Genomic DNA, 21,794 nt, shown 5'->3' with positions numbered 1-21,794 from the left:
GCCTGATCTATACGATCTACACGAGAGAGGACTTGACCTTAATGGCCAGCAATAATGGCGGACCTTGGGGCGGCGGTGGAAATCGCCCGACCGGAGGGGACAACCGCGGGGATGACAATCGGGGTGGCAATCGCCGTCCGGGCGAGCAGCCGCAGATTCCCGAAATCGACGAGATGCTCAACAAGGGCAATGAATATCTGAAAGTGCTTATGGGCGGCAAAGGTGGCGGCGGTGGTCGTCCCAACGGGTCCGGCGGTGGCGAAGGCCCCCGCGTGTCCAAAGGGATGATCGGTCTTGCTGTGCTGGGGGCGGTCGTACTTTGGTCCGCGTCTTCGCTCTATTCCGTGAAGCCGGAAGAACAATCGGTCGAGCTTTTCCTCGGCAAATTTTACAAGATCGGTCAGCCGGGTCTGAACTTTGCGCCTTGGCCGCTGGTCAGCTACGAAAAAGTCATCGTCACGGGCGAACGCACCGAAAGCATCGGCCTTGCCGGTCAGGGCAGCTCCGGTTTGATGCTGACCACGGACGAGAACATCGTCGACATCGACTTTCAGGTGGTCTGGAACATCAGTGATCCGGCGAAATATCTCTTTAACCTCGCGGACCCGCGCACCACAGTGCAGGCCGTGTCGGAAGCCTCGATGCGCGAGATCATCGCCGCCGCCGAACTGGCGCCGATTCTCAACCGTGATCGTGGTCTGATCGCCGATACGGCGATGACACTGATCCAAAGCACGCTGGACAGCTATGACAGCGGCATCAACGTGATCCGCGTCAACCTCGACAAGGCCGACCCGCCGCAAGAAGTCATCGACGACTTCCGCGACGTGCAGGCCGCCGAGCAGGAACGCGACCGTCTGGTGCGTCAGGCGGATGCCTATGCCAACACCGTGCTGGCTGGCGCGCGCGGGACGGCTGCGCAGATTCTGGAAGAAGCCGAAGCCTATCGTGCTCAGGTCATCAACGAGGCCGAAGGTGAAGCCTCGCGCTTCTCTGCCGTTCTGGCCCAGTATCAGACTGCGCCCGACGTGACCCGCAAACGTCTCTATCTTGAGGCGCTTGAAGAGGTCTATGGCGGTATGGACAAGATCATCCTCGACGAAGGAGCCGGCGGGCAGGGGGTTGTCCCCTATCTGCCGCTCAACGAGTTGAAGAAATCCACCACCAATGAGGGGTCGAACTGATGAAGAAGCTTCCTATTCTCTTCGGCGTCCTGTTCGTGGCGCTTGTTCTGGTGATGTCCTCGCTCTTTATCGTGGACGAACGCCAAAAGGCCCTGGTGCTGCAATTCGGTCAGATCAAATCGGTGAAAGAAGATCCGGGTCTGGCGTTCAAATTGCCGTTTATTCAGGACGTCGTTTTCTATGACGACCGTATCCTGTCTCTGGAAACACCGGAGATCGAGGTGACGCCGTCGGATGACCGTCGTCTTCTGGTTGATGCTTTTGCACGCTACCGGATTTCCGATGTGGTCCGCTTCCGTCAGGCTGTCTCCACCGGCGGTATCGCACTGGCCGAGGACCGTCTTCAGGGCATCCTCAACGCGCAGGTGCGTGAGGTGCTTGGCTCCGACAGTGTGACCTCGTCGACCATTCTTTCGGATGATCGTTCCGAGTTGATGGAACGCATCCGTGACAGCGCCCGCGCGCGTGCCCTGTCTCTCGGAGTCGAGGTTGTGGACGTGCGTCTCAAACAAACCTTCCTGCCGGATCAGAACCTTGATGCGACGTTTGCACGGATGAGTGCGGAACGTGCCCGCGAGGCCGCCGATGAGCGCGCCCGTGGTCAAGAGGCGGCCCAGCGTGTGCGTGCGCAAGCTGACCGGACTGTGGTCGAGCTTGAGTCCGACGCACGCCGTCAGGCGGAGATCACCCGTGGTGAGGCCGATGCGGAGAAAAACCGGATTTATGCCGAGGCCTATGGTGAGGATCCCGAGTTCTTCGAATTCTACCGCTCTCTGGATGCTTACCGTGCGGGTCTGAAAGGCGAGAACACTACGATGGTTCTGTCGCCGGACAGCGAGTTCTTCGACTATCTGAAGTCCGACACGGGGCGGTAAATGGGTTTTCTGATCCTTGCGATAGGATTGGTGCTATGTGTGGAGGGGCTGGTGCTTGCACTGGCCCCTGCGCGTTTGGAAGAGGTGCTGCGGGCCTTTGCGGAGTTGCCGCAGGCACGGCGGCGCATGATCGGGTTGACCGCTCTGGCTTTTGGGGTCGTTCTGGTCGCACTGGCGCGGCGGGGGCTTGGCGTTTAGGCTGTTTGTCCGCACCTTTCGTTTTCGCCTTTGAGCGGGGCAAAGCACGCTCTTGCGTCTCTTTGAGGGCATTAATCTAAACGCTTCTGACAACGCATTTGACACTGGGGCCTGCCGGTCCGGCGCTATATGCCGCAGCAGGTTTTGCGAAAATCGGTCGTCCGGGTTTGCACGATATGCTTTAAGTCGCAAACACCTTGGAATTCCCCGCAAATTTGCACCGTTTGAGCTTGTCACACACGGCTCACATGCTGTTGACTAAGCGCGACCGACATTGAGTTGTGTTGGTCACGCCCTATTTGTACCCCTGAGGACAGTCGCCGCGCCGGAACATGGGCAAATTTGCCGCGGGGCGCGCATCATATGGAGGATATTAGACCTATGACACAGGCTCGCGCCGTCACTTTCACCCCTCAGGAAACGCGCGCCAGATGGCGCATGATGTTCGTGGCGCTCATGGGTGCGTTCGCCCTCATGTTCCAGAGCATCGCCGCAGAAGCGCGCGGGGCTCCCGAAAGCTTTGCCGATCTCGCAGAAAAAGTCAGCCCGGCTGTGGTCAATATCACCACAACCACGGTGGTCGAGGCCTCGACCGATCCTTCTCCGATCGTGCCCGAAGGCTCGCCTTTCGAAGATTTCTTCCGTGATTTCATGGAGCGCAACAATCCGGGAGGTCAGGCGCCGCGCCGGTCTCAGGCTCTGGGCTCCGGTTTTGTGATTTCCGAAGATGGCTATATCGTCACCAACAACCACGTCATTGACGGGGCTGACGAGATTGAAATCGAATTTTTCGAAGGGTTCACCCTGCCGGCAAAACTGATCGGCACCGATCCGACGACAGATATTGCCGTGCTCAAGGTCGAAAGCGACAAGCCGCTGACCTTTGTCCCTTTTGGTGACAGTGATGCGGCGCGTGTTGGCGATTGGGTCATGGCTATGGGCAACCCGCTGGGGCAGGGCTTCTCGGTCTCCGCAGGGATTGTCTCGCAACGCGGTCGCGCACTTTCCGGAGCCTATGACGATTACATCCAGACCGACGCCGCAATTAACCGTGGGAACTCCGGCGGGCCGCTGTTCAACATGGACGGTCAGGTGATCGGCGTGAACACTGCAATCCTGTCTCCGAACGGCGGGTCCATCGGGATCGGTTTCTCGATGGCGTCCAATGTGGTTTCCAAAGTGGTCGACCAGCTCAAGGAATATGGCGAGACCCGCCGTGGTTGGCTGGGTGTGCGCATTCAGGATGTGACCGATGATGTGGCCGAGGCTATGGGCATGGATGTTGCCAAGGGCGCTCTTGTGACCGATGTGCCGGAAGGCCCGTCCAAAGAAGCCGGCATCGAAAGCGGCGACGTGATCCTGTCCTTTGATGGCAAGGACGTTGGCGATACCCGCGAACTTGTCCGCACCGTGGGTGAAACCGAAGTGGGCAAAGCTGTCCGCGTTGTGGTCCTGCGTGATGGCAAAACCAAAACGCTGATGGTCACGCTGGGCCGTCGTGAAGACGCAGAAAGCACCGCTTTCCCTGCTGAGGATGACGCTGCGCCGCAGGTTCCCGAAGCGATCGAGATGATGGGGCTGAAACTCCAGCCGCTTGATGACACGCTGCGCGAACAGCTTGGCATCTCGTCCGGCACAACAGGTCTGGCCGTGCTGGATGTGGACGAGACCTCCGAGGCCTACACCAAGGGTCTGCGTGCCGGTGACGTCATCACCGAAGCGGGTCAGCAGAAAATTGCGTCGCTTTCGGACCTTGAGGCACGGATTGAAGAGGCCAAGGATGCCGGACGCAAAACCGTCCTGCTTCTGGTGCGCCGCGCTGGTGAGCCGCGTTTCGTGGCGCTGGGTGTGGACGAGTAATCCTTCCGGTCTCCCGAGACATCAAAGGCGGCCTTCGGGCCGCCTTTTTGTGTGGAAATGTTTTGTTGCGCCAATGCGGGCCGGAGAGGCGTTACTCCTCCCGCGGCACTTCCTTGAGCCCCAGTTGGCGGGCGGCGGCGAGGGACAGAACTTCGCTGTCCACCCCTTGTTCCAACTGATAGGCGCGGATCGCGCGGCGGGTGGCGTGATCCATGCGACCGTGGGCGGTGCCGTGGTAATAACCGCGCACAGCCAGCGCCCGTTGGACCGAGGCGATGAACTCCGGTGTCCAGTCTTCCCGACAGAGGGTTTCGAACCACAATTCCTTGCGCTCGCGCACAATCTCCTGACGGGTCTCCGTGCGGTAGACTGCCGGATAGGACACCGTCCCCGACGCGTCGATTTGCGGGGGCTGCACGAGAACCTGCTCGGTCACGGTTTCGATGATGGCAGGGCTCACATGGCGGGAGAAACAGCTCTCCGGATCCGCACCGGGCGGTGCGCCGGGGGTCTCGGAGGCGCGTAAAATCTCTGTCTCCGGTGTGGTCATCTGACAGGCGGCCATGAGGCCTGTTGCCAGAAAAAGCGCGATTGGCCTGCGCGAAAGGGATCCTGTCATCTGCTCTCTCGTTGCTTTTTGTCCGGTGTTCTGTCGGTGTTCCGGAATTTTGCCGCCATGCTACCCTGATCTGCGGGATATGCCAAAGAAGAATGCGCATGCGAGCGGTTTGCGCCTTGTGATCTGTGCCACAAAATATGGCATTTGACGTTTGCGGGCCGGCGGGAAGGGAGACTTGCGGCGCAATGGCTCTTTTCTCCACCTGACTGTCAGGATAAGCCTGTTGCAAAGCAAGACGAGCGAAAAAGGATAAGCCAATGGTCAAAATCACCTATGTCGAATTCGACGGGACCGAACATGTCGTGGATGTGCCGGTGGGGCGCACAGTCATGGAAGGGGCGCGTGACAATGGTGTTCCGGGAATTGATGCGGATTGCGGCGGGGCCTGTGCCTGTTCCACCTGCCATGTCTATGTCGCGCCCGAATGGGTCGAGAAACTTCCGGCGATGGATGACATGGAAGAGGATATGCTGGATTTTGCCTATAAGCCCGATCCTGCGCGCTCGCGCCTGACCTGTCAGATCAAGGTGACCGAAGACATCGACGGTCTGGTGGTCAACCTGCCCGAAAAGCAGATTTGATGTTGTTGCGGCTGGCCACATGCGTTGCTTTGGCGGCCAGCCCGCTTGCCGCCGCCGAGATCACGGGCGCGCGCTATGTGGAGCCGACGCAGGTCTATGGCCACGGCGCGGTGCACAATGGCGAATATGCGCGAATGGTGGTCACGCTTGATGATGGCACCACGCGTGCGGCGGCGTTCAAGAAAAGCGTGTTCGAGGACACAGCCCCGAGGCTCCATGATCTCGACGGAGACAGTGCGCCGGAGGTCGTCACGGTTGTGAGCGGCTTTGTCACCGGCGCTTGGGTGCAGGTCTGGGCGCTTGATGAAAAAGACCGCCTCATCCCCGTCAAGGCCAGCGCGCCCATCGGTCAGCGTCACCGCTGGCTGGCCATTGCGGGCATTGCCGATTTCGATGGCGACGGGGTGGATGAGATCGCTTATGTGGACCGGCCGCATCTTGTGAAAGAGCTGGTGTTCATGCCTGTCGATCTGGCCCGAGAGGGGATGCTGGTGGCCTCGGCGCGGGTTGGGGGGCTGACCAATCACCATCTGGGAGCGGCGGAGATCGAGGGCGGCGTGCGCAGTTGTGCGGGAGAAGCTCCTGTGGTCGTGACGGCCAATGCCGGCTGGTCCTCGGTCATGGAGACCCGCTTTGTGAATGGCGTGCCACAGACTGTTGCCGTGGCTCCCTATGACGGGCCGCAGAGCTTTGCGCCCTATCTCGTCTGCGAGTGACGCCTTTCGGAAACCTCTGTTTCTGAAAGTGACCGAGCGGCACCGGTAAACCCGTTCAAGCCGCCGTTTCGCGCTGGCATTCGTGCGGGTTCAGGACAAAACTCCGGCAAAACTCAAGAAAGCCCGAGGTTCCAATGAGCTCCCATGTCCTGACCGTTTCTTGCCCGTCCAAACGCGGCATTGTAGCCGCCATTTCCGGTAAACTGGCCGAGCTTGGCTGCAACATTACCGACTCCGCGCAGTTCGATGACACGAACACGGGGCAGTTCTTCATGCGGGTGAGTTTCGTCTCGGAAAAGGGCATGACACGGGCCGAGGTTCGGGATCATTTCTCTGCGCTTGCCAGTGATTTCGATATGGAATGGGCCGTGCATGATGCCGACAAGAAGATGAAAGTCGTGATCATGGTCTCCCGCTTCGGGCATTGCCTGAACGATCTCTTGTATCGCTGGCGGATCGGGGCGCTTCCGATTGATATTGTGGCTGTGGTGTCCAACCACATGGATTACCAGAAGCTCGTGGTGAACCACGACATTCCCTTCTATCAGGTGCGTGTCACGAAAGAGAACAAGGCTGCTGCCGAAGCGCGGCTTTTGGAGATCGTCGAGGAGAGCGGCGCGGAACTGGTTGTTCTGGCGCGCTATATGCAAATCCTTTCCGATCAGCTTTGCCAGAAAATGTCGGGCCGGATCATCAATATCCACCACTCTTTCCTGCCGTCTTTCAAGGGGGCTAACCCTTACAAGCAGGCCTATGAGCGCGGGGTGAAGCTGATCGGGGCGACGGCGCATTATGTGACCGCCGATCTGGACGAAGGTCCGATCATCGAGCAGGACACCACCCGCGTGACCCATGCGCAAAGCCCGGAGGATTATGTGTCTCTTGGTCGCGATGTCGAAGCGCAAGTTCTGTCGCGGGCCATCCACGCGCATATTCACCATCGGGTGTTTATCAATGGCAACAAGACGGTGGTGTTTCCGGCCTCTCCGGGGTCTTATGCATCGGAGCGGATGGGGTGAGACAACTCACCCTGAATCTGCAATGTCGCGTGCCTTTTTCGTAAGAGGCGAGGCTCTCAATACTCCAGCGCGTCAAGCGTCTCTTTCAGCAGCCGCGCCGAAGCCCCGAGCGCCTCGTGTTCGCCGTCGTCCAGTTCCGGAAACAGGTCCGCGACCACACCTTGCGCGCCGACTATGCGGGGGATGGAGAGAGCGACGTCTTTCACCCCTTCGACTTTCGGCGCGACGATGGAGACCGACAGCACCGTTTGTTCGTCCCGCGCGATGGCCCGCACAAGCCGTTCCAGCCCTGCGCCGATCCCGTACCATGTCGCGCCTTTGCCGTTGATGATCGTATAGGCTGCGTTGCGCACCCCGTCATCAATCCGCGCCTTGGCCCCTTCGGTGAGGGGCACACGCATCTGGGCGGCGAAGTCTTTCACCGACAAGGCCCCTGCGCGTGCCGAGGACCAGCACAGCACTTCGCTATCGCCATGTTCGCCCAGCACATAGGCATGGACGGAGCGCGGGGACACGCCGAGATGCTCGCCGATCAGATGCCGGAACCGCGCGGTATCGAGAATGGTGCCCGATCCGATCACCCGTGACGGGGGCAGACCGGAAAGCCGTGTGGCGATCTGGGTCATGATGTCCACGGGGTTGGTGGCGACGAGCAGGATCGCATCCGGCGCGGCGTCAAGCACCTTGCCGATGATCTGGCGGAACACCTCTGCGTTGCGGGTCAGAAGCTCAAGGCGGCTCTCGCCGGGTTTCTGCCCGACACCCGCCGCGAGGATCACCACGCCCGCGCCCTCAAGGTCGCTGTAGTCGCCCGCCATGACCGCCGTCGAGGAGGCAAAGGGCACCGCGTGGGCAATGTCCTCGGCTTGTGCGCGGGCAAGGTCTGCGTTGTAATCGACAAAAACGACTTTGCTGGCCGTGCCTTTGAGCGCGATAGCGTAACCGGCGGCCGAGCCGACCATACCTGCGCCGACGATCCCGATTTTCATGTCATTCTCCAAATGTGGAAGGGGTTAAAGCCTCTTGCGAAACACTTTAGCGCTAGCATGTGGGGATTCCCTGTTTCGATCAATGACAGGGATCAATTCGAATTTTGCAATGTATTGGCGGAAGCCTTCGGCAAAACCCCGCTTTTCTGTGCGCCACAGGTCGGGGAAAGACAATCTGTAGTGGCGCAAAGCGAGAAAAACCGTTACTCTGGACAAATCAGATCCGGAAAACCGGACGAAAAATATGATAACGAGGCAGTAGGCGGTATCATGACAGAGATGGTGTATGGCTCGACGCCAGTGCGCGTGGGTGAGCCGATCTTGCCGCGTTGGTGGCGGACAATCGACAAATGGACTCTGTCCTGTGTCTTTATCCTGTTCGGGATCGGGCTGTTGCTCGGACTGGCCGCGTCACCGCCGCTGGCCGAGAAAAACGGCTTTGCCGATCTTTTCCACTATGTAAAACGTCAGGCTTTTTTCGGCTCTCTGGGCCTTATGGTGATGATTGGCGTGACCATGATGGACCCGGCACGGGTGCGGCGTCTGGCGGTTCTGGGCTTTGCCGCGACACTGATCTCGCTGTTCTTGCTACCCGCCTTCGGGACAGATTTCGGCAAGGGGGCGACGCGGTGGTTCTCCTTGGGCTTCGCCTCTGTCCAGCCCTCCGAATTTCTCAAACCCGCTTTCGTCATCACCTCCGCATGGCTCATGGCCGCAGGGCTTGAGATCGGTGGTCCTCCGGGGCGGCTCTATTCCTTCCTGATCACCGCGCTGGTTGTGATCCTTTTGGCATTGCAGCCAGACTTCGGGCAGGCTTCCCTTATCCTCTTTGCTTGGGGCGTGATGTATTTCGTCGCCGGTGCGCCTTTGACCCTGCTGGTCGGGATCGCAGGGCTTGTCGTCGCAGGTGGCACATTTGCCTACCATAATTCCGAACACTTCGCGCGGCGTATCGACGGGTTTCTGAACCCCTCGATCGACCCGACCACCCAGATCGGCTATGCCACGAACGCGATCCGCGAGGGCGGGTTCTTCGGCGTGGGCGTGGGCGAAGGGACTGTCAAATGGTCGCTGCCTGATGCGCATACCGACTTCATCATTGCGGTTGCGGCCGAAGAATACGGGCTGATCCTCGTGCTGATCATCATCGCGCTTTATGCCACGATCACCGTGCGCTCGCTCTGGCGTCTGCTCAAGGAGCGTGATCCGTTCATCCGCCTTGCGGGAACGGGGCTGGCCTGCGCGTTCGGCATTCAGGCCTTTATCAACATGGGTGTGGCTGTGAGGCTCTTGCCAGCCAAGGGCATGACCTTGCCTTTCGTGTCCTATGGCGGGTCTTCTGTGATCGCGTCGGGCATTGCGCTCGGGGCGCTTCTGGCCTTTACCCGCACCCGTCCGCAGGGCGAGATCGGTGACATCCTGATCCGCCGCGGTCGCTGAACCGGTCACGCGTCCGGCTGTTGACCCAAAAGAACAAGAGGTTCCAATGACCCACAAACTTCCCCTTCTCGTGATCGCTGCTGGCGGCACCGGCGGGCATATGTTTCCGGCGCAGGCGCTGGCCGAAGTGATGCTGGCACGGGGGTGGCGGGTGAAGCTGTCGACCGATGCCCGTGGCGCACGCTATACTGGCGCTTTCCCCGAGGCGGTCGAGATCGAAGTCATGCCATCGGCTACATTCGCCCGTGGAGGACTTGCGGCCAAGGCGATGGTTCTGCCGCGTATTATTGGCGGTGTGTTCAAGGCCATGTCGAAATTCCTGCGCGACAAGCCCTCGGTCGTGGTGGGGTTTGGCGGCTATCCGGCGATCCCTGCGGTGGCGGCGGCGACCTTGTTGAAACTGCCGCGCATGATCCACGAACAAAACGGTGTTCTGGGGCGGGTCAATGAGGTCTTTGCCAAACGGGTCGACAAGGTCGCCTGTGGCACATGGCCTACGACCCTGCCTGAAGGTGTCGAAGGTGTTTACACCGGCAATCCGGTGCGTGCCGCCGTCCTCGAAAAACACGGAGCGCCCTATATTCCGCCCGGCGATTATCCGATGGAAATTCTGGTCATGGGCGGCTCGCAAGGGGCACGCATCCTGTCGGATGTGGTGCCAGAAGCCATTGCGCGTCTGTCCGCACCGTTGCGGGCGAACCTGCGGATCAGCCAGCAGGCCCGCACCGAAGATCTTGATCGGGTGGTGGAGTTCTATCATGCGCGGGGCATTCAGGCCGATGTGCAGACCTTTATCCATGACGTGCCCAAGCGGATGAGCGAGAGCCAGCTGGTGATCACGCGTTCGGGGGCGTCATCGGTGGCGGATGTGTCCGTGATCGGGCGGCCTGCCATTTTCATCCCCTATGCTGCGGCCACGGCGGACCATCAAACGGCGAATGCACGCGGGTTGGTCGAAGCCAATGCGGCCATCATGATCCCCGAGAGCCAGTTGACGCCTGAAAGTCTGACCGAGCAGATCGAGAACGTGCTGGCGCATCCGCAAGGGGCCCTGATGATGGCCAATGCGGCGCTCTCTGTGGCGAAGCCGCAGGCCGCAGAAGAATTGGCGGCGCTGGTGGAAGATCTGGCGTTTAACAAGGTATAAGGTGGCCCGAACGGGTCCGGTAAAGAATAAAGAAAAGAAGAGACGAGTGAGATGAACGCGAGCGTAACCAAACTCCCCACCGAGATGGGACCAATCCATTTTGTCGGCATTGGCGGGATCGGCATGTCGGGCATTGCCGAGGTGCTGTTGAACCACGGCTATCGGGTGCAGGGATCGGATTTGAAAGCCTCGAAAATCACCGACCGGCTCAAGGAGCTGGGTGCGGTGATCTATGAGGGCCAGCGCGCGGAAAATCTCGAAGATGCCGAGGTCGTGGTGATCTCGTCGGCGATCAAACCGGGCAATCCGGAGCTTGACGCTGCGCGCGCCAAAGGTCTTCCGGTGGTGCGCCGCGCGGAGATGCTCGCGGAGCTTATGCGGTTGAAGTCCAACGTGGCGGTGGCCGGCACGCATGGCAAGACGACAACCACGACGCTGGTGGCCGAATTGCTGGTCGCGGGCGGGATTGATCCGACAGTGATCAACGGCGGTATCATCCATGCTTACGGCTCCAATGCCCGCATGGGGCAGGGCGACTGGATGGTGGTCGAGGCCGATGAGTCCGATGGCACCTTCAACCGTTTGCCGGCCACGATTGCGATTGTGACCAATATCGACCCCGAACATATGGAGCATTGGGGCTCTATCGAGAATCTGCGCCAAGGGTTTTACGACTTTGTCTCGGGCATTCCGTTTTACGGTCTTGCCGTGTGCTGCACCGATCATCCGGAAGTGCAAAGCCTTGTAGGCAAGATTACCGACCGCCGTGTTGTCACCTACGGGTTCAACGCGCAGGCCGATGTGCGTGCCGTGAACCTGACCTATAAGAAAGGTGTCGCGCATTTCGACATTATGCTGGCGGCCGAGGATATGGTGATCGAGGGCTGCACCCTGCCGATGCCGGGCGATCACAACGTCTCGAATGCTCTGGCCGCTGTGGCGGTTGCACGTCATCTCGGGATGAAGACCGAAGAGATCAAAGCAGCGCTGACGGCGTTTGGCGGTGTGAACCGCCGGTTTACCCGTGTGGGCGAGGTCAATGGCGTCACGATTATTGACGATTACGGTCACCATCCGGTGGAAATTGCCGCCGTGCTCAAAGCGGCGCGTCAGGCCACTGAAGGCCGTGTCATTGCCGTGCATCAGCCGCATCGCTACTCGCGCCTGCATTCCCTGTTCGAGGATTTCTGCACCTGTTTCAACGAGGCGGATGTCGTGGGCATTGCCGAGGTCTACGCCGCAGGCGAGGCGCCGATTGAGGGGGCGTCCCGCGATGATCTGGTGGCGGGGCTTATTCGTCACGGTCATCGCCATGCCCGCGCCGTGACCTCCGAGGATGATCTGGAGCGCCTTGTGCGCGAACAGGCCCGTCCGGGAGATATGGTGGTCTGCCTCGGGGCAGGGACGATCTCCGCTTGGGCGCATAACCTGCCGGAGCGCCTGTCAAAAGGGTGAGGTCATCGCCCGCTTTGTTCTGACGCAGAGACGGGCGCGGGTTAATGGTGTAAAGCGTCCTTCGAACACCTGAGCGACAGAGTTTCGGGACGCGCAGCGCAACGTCTTGACGCCGTATTTCTCCCGCAGTCTGTTTGTGATTCAGGTTCTGCGCGGAAGGCTTGCACCTGACCGCGCTCGCAATGGAGAGGCGCATGGCAGAGAAACTCAAACGCCGCATCGGCCCCGGATTGCTCACCGCTTACGGCGTGGGCGTGATGGTGGGCGCGGGGATCTATGTTCTGGTCGGAACGGTCGCGGCCCAAGCCGGACTTTACGCTCCCTTGGCCTTTCTGATTGCAGGTCTGATTGCGGCCCCGTCGGCGCTCTCCTATGCCGAGCTTTCCACCCGTATCCCCGAAGCGGCGGGGGAGGCGGCCTATGTCGAGGCGGGTCTCGGCTCGCGCCTCATGGGGTTGATCGTCGGTCTGGCCATTGTCGCAGGCGGCACGGTCTCGGCGGCGGCTGTGCTCAGAGGGGGCGCGGGCTATCTGACAAGCATCGTGGATATGCCGTTCAATCTCGCGGTGGTCGGCCTTGGTGTGATGCTTGTGGCCGTGGCGATTGTCGGGGTTCTCGAAAGCCTTGCTATGGCGGCGCTGTTCACCGTGATCGAGGTGACGGGGCTGGCGCTTGTGGTCTGGTCCGGTTGGCACGCGCCGGTTTCCCCCGATTTCGCAACCCCTGCGGCGCCCTATTTTCCGGGCATCGGGGTGGCCGCGACACTGGCGTTTTTTGCCTTTATCGGCTTCGAGGACATCGTGAACATGGCCGAGGAGGTCAAGCATCCCGAGCGCACGCTGCCCATTGCCATCATCGGCTCTCTCATCATCACCACGCTGCTCTATGCCGGTGTCACGGTGACGGCTGTGCGGGCGGTGCCGCTCGAAGATCTCGGCGCGTCGGAGCGCCCTTTGGCTCTGGTCTATGAAGCAGGGGGCGGGCATGTTGCTGTGCTTTCTGCCATCGCGGTGACTGCGGCGCTTAACGGGGTGCTGGCACAGGTTGTCATGGCCGCGCGCGTGATGTTCGGGCTGGGCAAGCGTGGCGGGGTTCTGGGTGTCTTCCGTCATGCGCATCCGCGTTTCGGCACGCCGGTGCTGGCGACCGTGCTGATCGGGGCGGTGGTGATCGGCGCGGCGTTGAGCCTGCCTGTGTCCAATCTGGCGGGGGTGACCTCGACCATCCTTCTGGTGGTCTTCACCTTGGTGAACGCCAGCCTCATCCTGCTCAAGCGTCGCTCCCCCCAAGCCCCCTTCAAGGTTGCGGGCTGGGTGCCTGTTGTGGGGCTGGTTTTCGCGCTTCTGGCGCTGGTCGCATTTACCTTGGGCGGGGTCTCTTGAATTTTATCGACAATCCTTTGACAGCATTAGCCATTTGGGCGCTTGCCACCATGGCGCTTGCTCCGTTACCTTTGCGCTACCAGATTCTCCCCGGTGTGGCGCTTTTGCTCGTGTTGCCCGTGTTGCTCGTCTGGGTCGGTCTGACCTATGGGGTCTGGCCGGTGTTAATCGGTTTAGCTGCTGCCGTGTCTTTGTTTCGCAAACCGCTGGGTGTGCTTTGGCGCCGCCTGATGCGGGGACTTCGATAAAGCCTTTCGGGATGGGTCTGTTTTACAGGCGGGTTTCGGGAGGTGCGCGATATCAATATGTTACACGGCGTTTCCTGACGATCTGCACCGCAGGTTGTCGTGAAACGCTTTCGGCTGACAGGAGAGCCCGATGACAGTTTCTCTCGCACTTGCTTGTGGCTGGGCGATATTGGCGAATGTGATCGCCATGTTCCCCTCCCGCCGCAACCATTGGCCCGCGGCCTATGTCCTGATCGCTCTGGGGGTTCCCCTTTTGGGCTATGTCACCTATGAGAACGGCCCGTGGGTGGGGCTTGCCGTCTTTGCGGCGGGCGTGTCCATCCTGCGCTGGCCTGTGGTGTATCTGGGCCGGTGGCTGAAGAGAACAATTATGCGAGGTTCTGCGGAATGATCTATCCCGACACACGCGGCAAGCTGACCGAGAACCGGCTGTTGTCCGAGTTGACATGGCTGCGTGTGGGCGGTCCGGCGGATGTACTGTTCCAGCCCGCCGATCTGGAAGATTTGCAGAGCGTCCTCGCCGCCCTTGATCCGTCTGTGGCGGTGTTCCCTATGGGGGTAGGCTCCAACCTCATCGTGCGGGATGGCGGCATCCGCGCCGTGGTGGTCCGCATGGGGCGCGGGTTCAACGGCATCGAGATCGCAGGCAATCGCGTGACTGCCGGTGTTGCGGCGCTGGACGCCCATGTGGCACGCAAGTCCGCTATGGCCGGACTTGACCTGACCTTCCTGCGCACCATTCCCGGCGCGATCGGCGGGGCAGTGCGGATGAATGCGGGCTGTTACGGCTCCTATGTGGCGGATCATTTTGTGTCGGCCAAGGCCGTGACGCGGACGGGAGAACTGGTGACGCTCACCGCCGATGATCTGAATTTTCAATACCGTCAGACCGATCTGCCCGAAGGGTGGGTGATCGTGGAGGCGACATTCGAGGCCGAAGCCGCCGATCCCGCCATGCTTGAGGCGCGGATGGAAGAACAGCTTGCCAAGCGCGACGCGACGCAGCCGGTCAAGGACCGCAGCGCAGGTTCGACCTTCCGCAATCCGGCGGGGTTTTCCTCCACCGGCAGGGCCGATGACACCCATGATCTCAAGGCATGGAAGGTGATTGACGATGCGGGGCTGCGCGGGTTTTCCATTGGTGGTGCGCAGATGAGCGAGAAACATTCGAACTTTATGATCAATACAGGTGAGGCTTCTGCGCACGATCTCGAACTTTTGGGAGAGACAGTGCGAAAAAAGGTATTTCAAAACGCGGGTCTCGCGTTACAATGGGAAATCAAACGCGTGGGCGAGTTTCTCGGGGATCCGATCCCTGACGGGCTTGCACAGGCGCAGACAACTGGCGCATAAGTCGGTATCCGGCTCACAAGACCGGAACTTGGCAAGGATTGGCCAGATCAACGTCCTGAGCAGGGCGTGACGACAGACCCCGAAAACGGGGCATTTTTCAAGGGATCGCAACAGACGGTCCCGAACATATTGAGGCGAGTGGACATGTCGAGCAGGCAGTCCCCGAAAATTGCGGTCCTCAAAGGCGGTCCCTCGGCTGAACGCGAGGTGTCTTTGTCTTCGGGACGTGAATGCGCCAAGGCGCTTCGGGGTGAAGGATTCGAAGTGATTGAAATCGACGCGGGCGAAGACCTTTGCGCGCAACTGGCCGCATGTCAGCCCGATGTCGTCTTCAATGCACTACATGGCCGGTTCGGCGAAGATGGCTGTGTGCAGGGCCTTCTCGAATGGCTGCGCCTCCCTTACACCCATTCCGGCGTTCTGGCCTCGGCCCTTGCGATGGACAAGGAAAAGACCAAAGAGGTCTACCGCGCAGCCGGGCTTCCGGTCGTGCCCTCGATTCTGGCGCCGCGCGAAGAGGTCGAAGCGGGTCATGTGATGGCCCCGCCCTATGTGGTGAAACCCTATAACGAAGGCTCCTCCGTCGGCGTCTATATTGTGCAAGAGAGGGCCAACGCCCCGCGCATGGCTGCGGACATGCCTGCCGTCGTGATGGTTGAAGCCTATGCACCGGGGCGGGAGTTGACCTGTTCCGTGATGGGCGACAAGGCCCTTTGTGTCACGGATATCGTCACGGATGGCTGGTATGATTACGAGGCGAAATATGCCGATGGCGGCTCCCGCCATGTCTGCCCCGCCGAGATTCCTGCCGAGATTGCTGCCGCGTGTCAGGACTATGCTTTGCGCGCCCACAAGGCATTGGGCTGCCGTGGCCTGTCGCGCACGGATTTCCGTTGGGACGAAGAGAAGGGTCTCGATGGCTTGGTGCTTTTGGAGACCAACACCCAGCCGGGTATGACGCCGACTTCTCTCTCGCCGGAACAGGCGCAGAAAAGCGGGCTCACTTTCGGTCAGTTCTGTAAATGGATGGTGGAGGACGCGTCATGCGACCGGTAGACCCGATCGAATTTGCCAAAGCGCCGACCGTTGGTGGCTCCGCCCGTGTGTCCGAGGCCGTAGCCCGTGCGATCCGCGCCCGCCGTGGCGAGAGCGATCCTGCGCCGCGCCCGCGTGATCCGGCACCGTCACGCGCCGCCTACCGGATGAACCGCCTCTGGCTGACACCTTCCTTTCGCTTTTGCCTGCGCCGCCTCGCTCCTGTCGCGGCGATTGTGGCCTGCATCGGGCTGTGGTTTGCGCAGCCGGAAAACCGCGAAGCCTTCACGGGGTATGTTCTGGCAATCAAGAACGAGGTGCAGAACCGTCCCGAGTTCATGGTCAAGCTGATGGCTATTGACGGAGCCTCGCCGGAACTCTCTGAAGACATCCGCGAAGTGATGGCGCAGGATTTTCCTGTCTCCTCCTTTGATCTCGATCTGCCCGGCCTTCTGGAACAAATCGAAAGCCTTGATGCGGTCGAAACCGCAGGGCTGCATGTGCGCGCGGGCGGGATCTTGCAGGTGGACATCACCGAACGCACCCCCGCCGTGGTCTGGCGTTCTGAACACGGGCTGGAAATGCTCGATGACGAGGGGCATCGCGTGGCGGCGCTCGACAGCCGGCTTGACCGTCCCGACCTGCCGCTTGTCGCAGGCGAAGGGGCGGATCGTGCTGTGGACGAGGCGCTTGCGATCCTGAGTGCTGCCCGTCCGCTGTTGCCGCGATTGCGCGGTCTGGTGCGTGTGGGCGAGCGGCGCTGGAACGTGGTTCTGGACCGCGATCAGGTGATTATGTTGCCGGAGCAGAAACCGCTGGGCGCCTTGGCACAGGTTCTGGCGCTCGATCAGGCCAAAGACCTGCTGGCCCGTGATATTGAAGTTGTAGATATGCGGCGGCCCACACGGCCGACGTTGCGATTGACCGAAGCTGCGCGAGAGGAAATGCGTCGGCTTCAAGGTGTGGAACTTGGAGTGTCTTATCAATGACCGATCTCTATGAAGCCCAACGGGCGATGCGGAACATGCGCCAAGCTGCGTTGCAACGCGGTGTGATCGCCATTCTGGATGTGGGCAGCTCGAAAATCGCCTGTCTGGTTCTGCGTTTTGATGGTGAACGCTTCATGGGCGGGGATGGTGTCGGCGCTTTGGCGGGGCAATCGTCCTTCCGTGTGATCGGTGCGGCAACGACACGCTCGCGTGGGGTGCGCTTTGGCGAGATCGACGCGATGGCGGAAACCGAACGCGCCATCCGGACCGCTGTTCAGGCGGCGCAGAAAATGGCCCAGACTCGTGTGGATCATGTGATCGCCTGTTTCTCCGGCGGGAGTCCACGCTCCTATGGCATCGCCGGTCAGGTCGATGTGGAATATGATACAGTGTCCGAACAGGATGTGGCCCGCGTTCTGGCCTCGTCTGATGTGCCGGATTACGGGGCGCATCGCGAAGTGCTCCATGCCCAGCCGGTGAATTTCCAGCTCGACCATCGCTCCGGTCTCAAAGACCCGCGTGGCCAGATCGGGCAGAGCCTGTCCGTTGATATGCACATGCTGACCGTGGACACGGCCGCGATCCAGAACCTTCTGTATTGTATCAAACGCTGTGACCTTGAAGTGGCGGGGCTGGCCTCCGGTGCCTATGTCTCCGGCATTTCGGCGCTTGTGGAAGACGAGCAGGAACTCGGCGCGGCCTGTGTTGATATGGGCGGCGGGGCGACGGATGTCTCGATCTTTATGAAAAAACACATGATCTATGCCGATAGCGTGCGCATGGGGGGAGAGCATGTGACCTCCGACATTGCGATGGGGCTGCAAATCCCGCTGTCGACCGCTGAACGGATCAAGACTTTTTATGGCGGCATTGTCGCGACCGGCATGGATGATCGCGAGATGATCGAAGTTGGGGGCGACAGCGGCGACTGGGACAAAGACCGCCGGACGGTGTCGCGGGCCGAACTCATCGGGATTATCCGCCCGCGTGTCGAGGAAATCCTCGAAGGCGTGCGCGATTGTCTGGATGCTGCCGGATTTGAACATATGCCTTCGCAACAGATCGTGCTCACCGGCGGGGCCTCACAAATTCCGGGGCTGGACACGCTGGCGCCGAAAATCCTCGGGCAGAATGTGCGGATCGGTCGGCCTTTGCGCGTGCAGGGTCTGCCGCAGGCCGCCACCGGCGCCGCTTTTGCCTCTGCTGTGGGGTTGTGCCTGTTTGCCGCCAACCCGCAAGACGAATGGTGGGATTTCGAGATTCCGGTCGACCGCTATCCAGCACGGTCACTCAAGCGTGCGATGCGGTGGTTCAAGGAGAACTGGTAAGATATTGCAGCCCACGCGCGGGCTGTGATAGGTTTCGTTCAGGCAGAAGACCTGAAGAAACGGGTTTCACGACACAGGCACGAGAGCAGTGCCCTGACATCGTTATATGGTTTGCGGCAGGTGATGCCGGTTTTGAGGTGATTCAGTGTCCTTCACCCCGCTCTGTAGGTGTGTCGGTGGTCTAACCCGCTAAATCTGGCCTTTTGCGCAAAATCCCGCCGAGTTTTGCCAATTTACCCCCTATATTTTGTGGCGAAACTCTGTTTTGGGGATGACGTGGCGATCGAAAACCCATAGAATTTAGGGTGAATAGGTAAAATTTGCCCCGATTCAGGGGCGGGGACATAAGGGCGACTTGGGCAGAATGTGCAATCGCCCCGGCACGAGAGAAAGCAGGCGGTACACTCATGGCTTTGAATCTGACGATGCCCGAGCGGGACGAGTTGAAACCGAAAATTACGGTGTTTGGTGTTGGTGGTGCAGGCGGCAACGCGGTCAACAACATGATCGAAAAGGCGCTTGAGGGCGTCGAATTCGTGGTCGCAAACACCGACGCGCAAGCGTTGCAACATGCAAAAGCACAAGCGCGCATCCAGATGGGTGTGAAAGTGACCGAGGGTCTGGGCGCAGGCGCACGGCCTTCCGTGGGCGCTGCGGCAGCTGAGGAAAGCATTGAGGCCATCGTGGACCAACTGGCGGGGGCGCACATGTGCTTCATCACCGCCGGTATGGGCGGCGGCACCGGCACGGGCGCGGCTCCGATCATCGCACAGGCAGCACGTGAATTGGGCGTTCTGACCGTGGGCGTGGTCACCAAGCCCTTCCAGTTCGAAGGCGCGAAACGGATGCGTCAGGCAGACGAGGGCGTCGAACAGCTTCAGAAGATGGTCGATACGCTGATCGTCATTCCGAACCAGAACCTGTTCCGCCTCGCCAACGAGAAAACCACATTTACCGAGGCCTTCTCAATGGCTGATGACGTGCTCTATCAGGGCGTCAAGGGCATTTCCGACCTGATGGTCCGTCCGGGCCTCATCAACCTCGACTTCGCAGATGTGCGTTCCGTGATGGACGAAATGGGCAAGGCGATGATGGGCACTGGCGAGGCCAATGGTGAGGATCGCGCCGTGCAGGCCGCCGAGAAAGCCATTGCCAACCCGCTTCTGGACGAGATTTCGCTCAAAGGCGCAAAAGGCGTGCTGATCAATATCACAGGCGGTCACGATCTGACCCTGTTCGAACTGGACGAAGCCGCCAACCGTATCCGCGAAGAGGTTGATCCCGACGCGAATATCATCGTCGGCTCCACGATGGACACGGATATGGAAGGCTCCATGCGCGTCTCCGTTGTCGCTACGGGTATTGATGCTACGGTATCCGTCTCCGAAGTGCCGGTGCCGCGCCGTCGTCTTTCCGAGCCGTTGCAAGCGCCGGAAGCTGTTGAAGAGAAGCTGGAACAGGCGGCACCTGCGGCTGTTGCTGCTGCGGCCTCTGTTGAAGCTGCGGCAGATGAACCGCGCCAGCCGACGCTGGATGTGTTCGATCCGCAGCGTTCGGCCGCACGTTCCGAAGCGTCTGATGATACGTTCCGCGCACTCGACGACGATCTGCCGCCGCCGGCCTATCAACCGCGTCCGCAGCCTACACCGCAACCGGCCATGCATGAGCCGCAAGCCGAGTCCTTCGTGGCGCCGCGTGCGTCCTCTGCGGGGAACCCGTCTCCGGAAGCGATGGCACGGCTTCAGGCCGCTGTCTCCAAGCAACCCCGCGCCGAGGCCCGTCAGGAACAACCTGCCGCCGATCCTCACGCTGGTAAGGGCGCACGTTTCGGCATCAACTCCCTGATCGGTCGCATGACCGGCCATGGCGGTGAAGAAGAAGCGCGCCCAGCGGCCCCGCAACCGCAAGCAGCCCAGCCGCAGGCCCGTTTCGGTGCCCAGCCGCAGGTCCGCCCGCAGGTGCATCAGGCCTATGACGAAGATCAGGATACCAATCCGGAAGCCGAAAAAATCGAAATTCCGGCCTTCCTGCGTCGTCAGGCAAACTGAAATAGTTTTGTGATCCTCGCAGTGGGGCAGAGGTTTTTGCCCGACTGCAGCGGATTACATCTACACGATATTACATATTTCAAAGGCCGCCTCGGGGCGGCCTTTTTCTTTTTGTTTCAGAGTGTTGCGTGGGCGGTTCGGCGCTGTGCGCGGGTTTTTGCCATTTGGTCAGGGAAGATGTTTCAAACGGTTACAAAGATTGAGTTGAGCCTTTAGGGGGGCATGGATTAATTATCTCTTAACACGTCCGGCATCGGTGCAATCCGATCTCGATGGACGGGACCAACAAAGATCAAACGATCAAAGAGGCAAATCGTGCAGAGCGCAGTCGCAAAACAAATTCGGTTCGATGGGGCAGGGCTTCACTCCGGTGCGCCCGTGCGTATGGTTCTCACACCTGCGCCGGTTGGTCATGGCATTGTGTTCCTGCGCTCTGATGTCGAAGCGGACGCCGCCGACACCCGTTCCGTGCGTATTCCGGCGCGCTGGGATGCGGTTGTGCCCTCGCAGCTTTGCACACTCATTCGCAACGAAGACGGGGTCGAGCTTTCGACCATTGAACATATCATGGCTGCTCTTGCAGGCTGTGGCGTGACCAACGTTCTGATCACTGTGGACGGGCCGGAAGTGCCGATCCTCGACGGATCTGCCGCGCCTTTCGTTGATGGTATCCTTGCGGCGGGCCTTGTGCGCCAGGAGGGGCCGACCCGCGCGCTCAAGATTCTTAAAACTGTCGAAGTGGAAACCGAGACTGCAAAAGCACGTCTTGAGCCTTCAGACACTATGGAGATCGATTTCCACATTGATTTCGCCGATCCGGCCATTGGCGTGCAGGACAAGCACCTCGTCATGGCCAACGGCGCTTTCGTGCGCGAACTCTCGAACTGCCGCACATTCTGTCGCAAGGCGGATGTGGATTATATGCGCGAACACGGGCTGGCTCTGGGCGGCACGTTTGAAAACGCCGTGGTTGTGGAAGGGGATGCCGTGCTGTCTCCGGGCGGGCTGCGTCATTCCGACGAACCTGTGCGTCACAAGATGCTCGACGCATTGGGCGATCTTTATCTTGCCGGTGCCCCGATTCTCGGCCGCTATGTCGGTGAGAAGTCCGGCCATGCGGTGACGAATGCGCTCTTGCGCAAACTTTTCGCAACGCCCGGCGCATGGGCGTATGTCACGGCGGATGCGAAAACCGCAAGCCGCCTGCCGGGAGCGGGCGTGAGCCATGCGGATCTGGCGGTTTGTGCGTGATCCGGCGTTTCTTTTGCCTGCTCTCCTGACCGTGACGACATTTCCCACGCAAAGGCGTTTTGCCTCGGATTTTTCTG

The 21,794-nt window shown here is 60.3% G+C and carries 21 protein-coding genes; 19 read left to right on the top strand and 2 right to left on the bottom strand.

What is annotated here, in order from left to right; all coding sequences use genetic code 11:
• Positions 1-41: 41 nt before the first annotated feature.
• The 4 genes from hflK to KO492_RS15130 all read left to right on the top strand — a co-directional run bounded on the left by hflK (position 42) and on the right by KO492_RS15130 (position 4,117).
• On the top strand, positions 42-1,184 hold the full coding sequence (gene hflK, locus KO492_RS15145) for an FtsH protease activity modulator HflK (protein ID WP_216045708.1): 1,143 nt from the start codon (positions 42-44) through the stop codon (positions 1,182-1,184).
• A complete protein-coding gene (gene hflC / locus KO492_RS15140) occupies positions 1,184-2,059 on the top strand; it encodes a protease modulator HflC (protein ID WP_216045707.1) in 876 nt (291 codons plus the stop codon). Before hflK ends, hflC begins: the two co-directional genes overlap by 1 nt.
• Positions 2,060-2,257 carry a DUF2065 domain-containing protein gene (locus KO492_RS15135; protein WP_216045706.1) on the top strand — a complete coding sequence of 66 codons (198 nt, stop codon included), beginning with the start codon at positions 2,060-2,062 and terminating at the stop codon, positions 2,255-2,257.
• A gap of 438 nt (positions 2,258-2,695) precedes the next feature.
• A complete protein-coding gene (locus tag KO492_RS15130; protein WP_416351255.1) occupies positions 2,696-4,117 on the top strand; it encodes a Do family serine endopeptidase in 1,422 nt (473 codons plus the stop codon).
• Between the two features lie 91 nt (positions 4,118-4,208).
• Here the strand turns inward: KO492_RS15130 and KO492_RS15125 are convergent, their stop codons facing one another.
• Positions 4,209-4,736, bottom strand: coding sequence for a peptidoglycan-binding domain-containing protein (locus tag KO492_RS15125; protein ID WP_216045704.1), 528 nt, complete (start codon positions 4,734-4,736; stop codon positions 4,209-4,211).
• 257 nt (positions 4,737-4,993) lie between these two features.
• Between KO492_RS15125 and KO492_RS15120 the strand changes: the two genes are divergently transcribed.
• The 3 genes from KO492_RS15120 to purU all read left to right on the top strand — a co-directional run bounded on the left by KO492_RS15120 (position 4,994) and on the right by purU (position 7,052).
• Entirely contained in the window at positions 4,994-5,317 is a 324-nt protein-coding gene (locus tag KO492_RS15120; RefSeq protein ID WP_216045703.1) for a 2Fe-2S iron-sulfur cluster-binding protein, read from the top strand.
• Entirely contained in the window at positions 5,317-6,033 is a 717-nt protein-coding gene (locus KO492_RS15115; protein ID WP_252735541.1) for an FG-GAP repeat domain-containing protein, read from the top strand. Before KO492_RS15120 ends, KO492_RS15115 begins: the two co-directional genes overlap by 1 nt.
• Before the next feature lie 134 nt (positions 6,034-6,167).
• A complete protein-coding gene (purU, locus tag KO492_RS15110; protein WP_216045702.1) occupies positions 6,168-7,052 on the top strand; it encodes a formyltetrahydrofolate deformylase in 885 nt (294 codons plus the stop codon).
• Between the two features lie 56 nt (positions 7,053-7,108).
• Here the strand turns inward: purU and KO492_RS15105 are convergent, their stop codons facing one another.
• Positions 7,109-8,041, bottom strand: coding sequence for an L-lactate dehydrogenase (locus KO492_RS15105; protein ID WP_066600760.1), 933 nt, complete (start codon positions 8,039-8,041; stop codon positions 7,109-7,111).
• Positions 8,042-8,311: 270 nt separating this feature from the next.
• Between KO492_RS15105 and KO492_RS15100 the strand changes: the two genes are divergently transcribed.
• From KO492_RS15100 to lpxC, 12 genes are all read left to right on the top strand, one after another.
• Complete coding sequence (locus KO492_RS15100; protein WP_066600908.1) at positions 8,312-9,481, top strand: peptidoglycan glycosyltransferase FtsW; 1,170 nt, start codon at positions 8,312-8,314, stop codon at positions 9,479-9,481.
• Positions 9,482-9,527: 46 nt separating this feature from the next.
• Positions 9,528-10,628, top strand: a complete 1,101-nt coding sequence (murG, locus tag KO492_RS15095; protein ID WP_216045701.1) for an undecaprenyldiphospho-muramoylpentapeptide beta-N-acetylglucosaminyltransferase — start codon at positions 9,528-9,530, stop codon at positions 10,626-10,628.
• Between the two features lie 51 nt (positions 10,629-10,679).
• Positions 10,680-12,083 (top strand): UDP-N-acetylmuramate--L-alanine ligase, encoded by a 1,404-nt coding sequence (murC, locus tag KO492_RS15090; RefSeq protein ID WP_216045700.1) that lies wholly within the window; start codon positions 10,680-10,682, stop codon positions 12,081-12,083.
• A 194-nt stretch (positions 12,084-12,277) separates the two neighbouring features.
• Positions 12,278-13,465, top strand: coding sequence for an APC family permease (locus tag KO492_RS15085; RefSeq protein ID WP_216045699.1), 1,188 nt, complete (start codon positions 12,278-12,280; stop codon positions 13,463-13,465).
• Entirely contained in the window at positions 13,462-13,713 is a 252-nt protein-coding gene (locus KO492_RS15080) for a DUF2484 family protein (RefSeq protein WP_332937023.1), read from the top strand. Before KO492_RS15085 ends, KO492_RS15080 begins: the two co-directional genes overlap by 4 nt.
• 130 nt (positions 13,714-13,843) lie before the next feature.
• Entirely contained in the window at positions 13,844-14,104 is a 261-nt protein-coding gene (locus tag KO492_RS15075; RefSeq protein ID WP_216045698.1) for a DUF2484 family protein, read from the top strand.
• Positions 14,101-15,066 carry a UDP-N-acetylmuramate dehydrogenase gene (gene murB / locus KO492_RS15070; RefSeq protein WP_216045697.1) on the top strand — a complete coding sequence of 322 codons (966 nt, stop codon included), beginning with the start codon at positions 14,101-14,103 and terminating at the stop codon, positions 15,064-15,066. The genes KO492_RS15075 and murB overlap by 4 nt, the downstream gene beginning before the upstream one ends.
• Before the next feature lie 144 nt (positions 15,067-15,210).
• On the top strand, positions 15,211-16,122 hold the full coding sequence (locus KO492_RS15065) for a D-alanine--D-alanine ligase (protein WP_216045696.1): 912 nt from the start codon (positions 15,211-15,213) through the stop codon (positions 16,120-16,122).
• Positions 16,110-17,090, top strand: a complete 981-nt coding sequence (locus KO492_RS15060; protein WP_216045695.1) for a cell division protein FtsQ/DivIB — start codon at positions 16,110-16,112, stop codon at positions 17,088-17,090. Before KO492_RS15065 ends, KO492_RS15060 begins: the two co-directional genes overlap by 13 nt.
• On the top strand, positions 17,087-18,418 hold the full coding sequence (ftsA, locus tag KO492_RS15055; RefSeq protein WP_066600731.1) for a cell division protein FtsA: 1,332 nt from the start codon (positions 17,087-17,089) through the stop codon (positions 18,416-18,418). Before KO492_RS15060 ends, ftsA begins: the two co-directional genes overlap by 4 nt.
• Positions 18,419-18,825: 407 nt before the next feature.
• Positions 18,826-20,466: a cell division protein FtsZ gene (gene ftsZ / locus KO492_RS15050; RefSeq protein ID WP_216045694.1), complete on the top strand. Its 1,641-nt coding sequence runs from the start codon at positions 18,826-18,828 to the stop codon at positions 20,464-20,466.
• Positions 20,467-20,781: 315 nt separating this feature from the next.
• Positions 20,782-21,717: a UDP-3-O-acyl-N-acetylglucosamine deacetylase gene (gene lpxC / locus KO492_RS15045; protein ID WP_216045693.1), complete on the top strand. Its 936-nt coding sequence runs from the start codon at positions 20,782-20,784 to the stop codon at positions 21,715-21,717.
• Positions 21,718-21,794 lie beyond the last annotated feature (77 nt).

This window comes from Celeribacter halophilus, assembly GCF_018860305.1.
GTDB classification, from domain to species: Bacteria; Pseudomonadota; Alphaproteobacteria; order Rhodobacterales; family Rhodobacteraceae; genus Celeribacter; species Celeribacter halophilus_A.
The sequence above is the reverse complement of the archived record's forward strand: the minus strand, read 5'-3'. Positions and strand labels throughout refer to the sequence as shown.

Bases quoted from the DNA above. Each gene is read 5' to 3' on its own strand.
- hflK (WP_216045708.1), top strand. From the start codon at position 42: ATGGCCAGCAATAATGGCGGACCTTGGGGCGGCGGTGGAAATCGCCCG.
- hflC (WP_216045707.1), top strand. From the start codon at position 1,184: ATGAAGAAGCTTCCTATTCTCTTCGGCGTCCTGTTCGTGGCGCTTGTT.
- KO492_RS15135 (WP_216045706.1), top strand. From the start codon at position 2,060: ATGGGTTTTCTGATCCTTGCGATAGGATTGGTGCTATGTGTGGAGGGG.
- KO492_RS15130 (WP_416351255.1), top strand. From the start codon at position 2,696: ATGATGTTCGTGGCGCTCATGGGTGCGTTCGCCCTCATGTTCCAGAGC.
- KO492_RS15125 (WP_216045704.1), bottom strand. From the start codon at position 4,736: ATGACAGGATCCCTTTCGCGCAGGCCAATCGCGCTTTTTCTGGCAACA.
- KO492_RS15120 (WP_216045703.1), top strand. From the start codon at position 4,994: ATGGTCAAAATCACCTATGTCGAATTCGACGGGACCGAACATGTCGTG.
- KO492_RS15115 (WP_252735541.1), top strand. From the start codon at position 5,317: ATGTTGTTGCGGCTGGCCACATGCGTTGCTTTGGCGGCCAGCCCGCTT.
- purU (WP_216045702.1), top strand. From the start codon at position 6,168: ATGAGCTCCCATGTCCTGACCGTTTCTTGCCCGTCCAAACGCGGCATT.
- KO492_RS15105 (WP_066600760.1), bottom strand. From the start codon at position 8,041: ATGAAAATCGGGATCGTCGGCGCAGGTATGGTCGGCTCGGCCGCCGGT.
- KO492_RS15100 (WP_066600908.1), top strand. From the start codon at position 8,312: ATGACAGAGATGGTGTATGGCTCGACGCCAGTGCGCGTGGGTGAGCCG.
- murG (WP_216045701.1), top strand. From the start codon at position 9,528: ATGACCCACAAACTTCCCCTTCTCGTGATCGCTGCTGGCGGCACCGGC.
- murC (WP_216045700.1), top strand. From the start codon at position 10,680: ATGAACGCGAGCGTAACCAAACTCCCCACCGAGATGGGACCAATCCAT.
- KO492_RS15085 (WP_216045699.1), top strand. From the start codon at position 12,278: ATGGCAGAGAAACTCAAACGCCGCATCGGCCCCGGATTGCTCACCGCT.
- KO492_RS15075 (WP_216045698.1), top strand. From the start codon at position 13,844: ATGACAGTTTCTCTCGCACTTGCTTGTGGCTGGGCGATATTGGCGAAT.
- murB (WP_216045697.1), top strand. From the start codon at position 14,101: ATGATCTATCCCGACACACGCGGCAAGCTGACCGAGAACCGGCTGTTG.
- KO492_RS15065 (WP_216045696.1), top strand. From the start codon at position 15,211: ATGTCGAGCAGGCAGTCCCCGAAAATTGCGGTCCTCAAAGGCGGTCCC.
- KO492_RS15060 (WP_216045695.1), top strand. From the start codon at position 16,110: ATGCGACCGGTAGACCCGATCGAATTTGCCAAAGCGCCGACCGTTGGT.
- ftsA (WP_066600731.1), top strand. From the start codon at position 17,087: ATGACCGATCTCTATGAAGCCCAACGGGCGATGCGGAACATGCGCCAA.
- ftsZ (WP_216045694.1), top strand. From the start codon at position 18,826: ATGGCTTTGAATCTGACGATGCCCGAGCGGGACGAGTTGAAACCGAAA.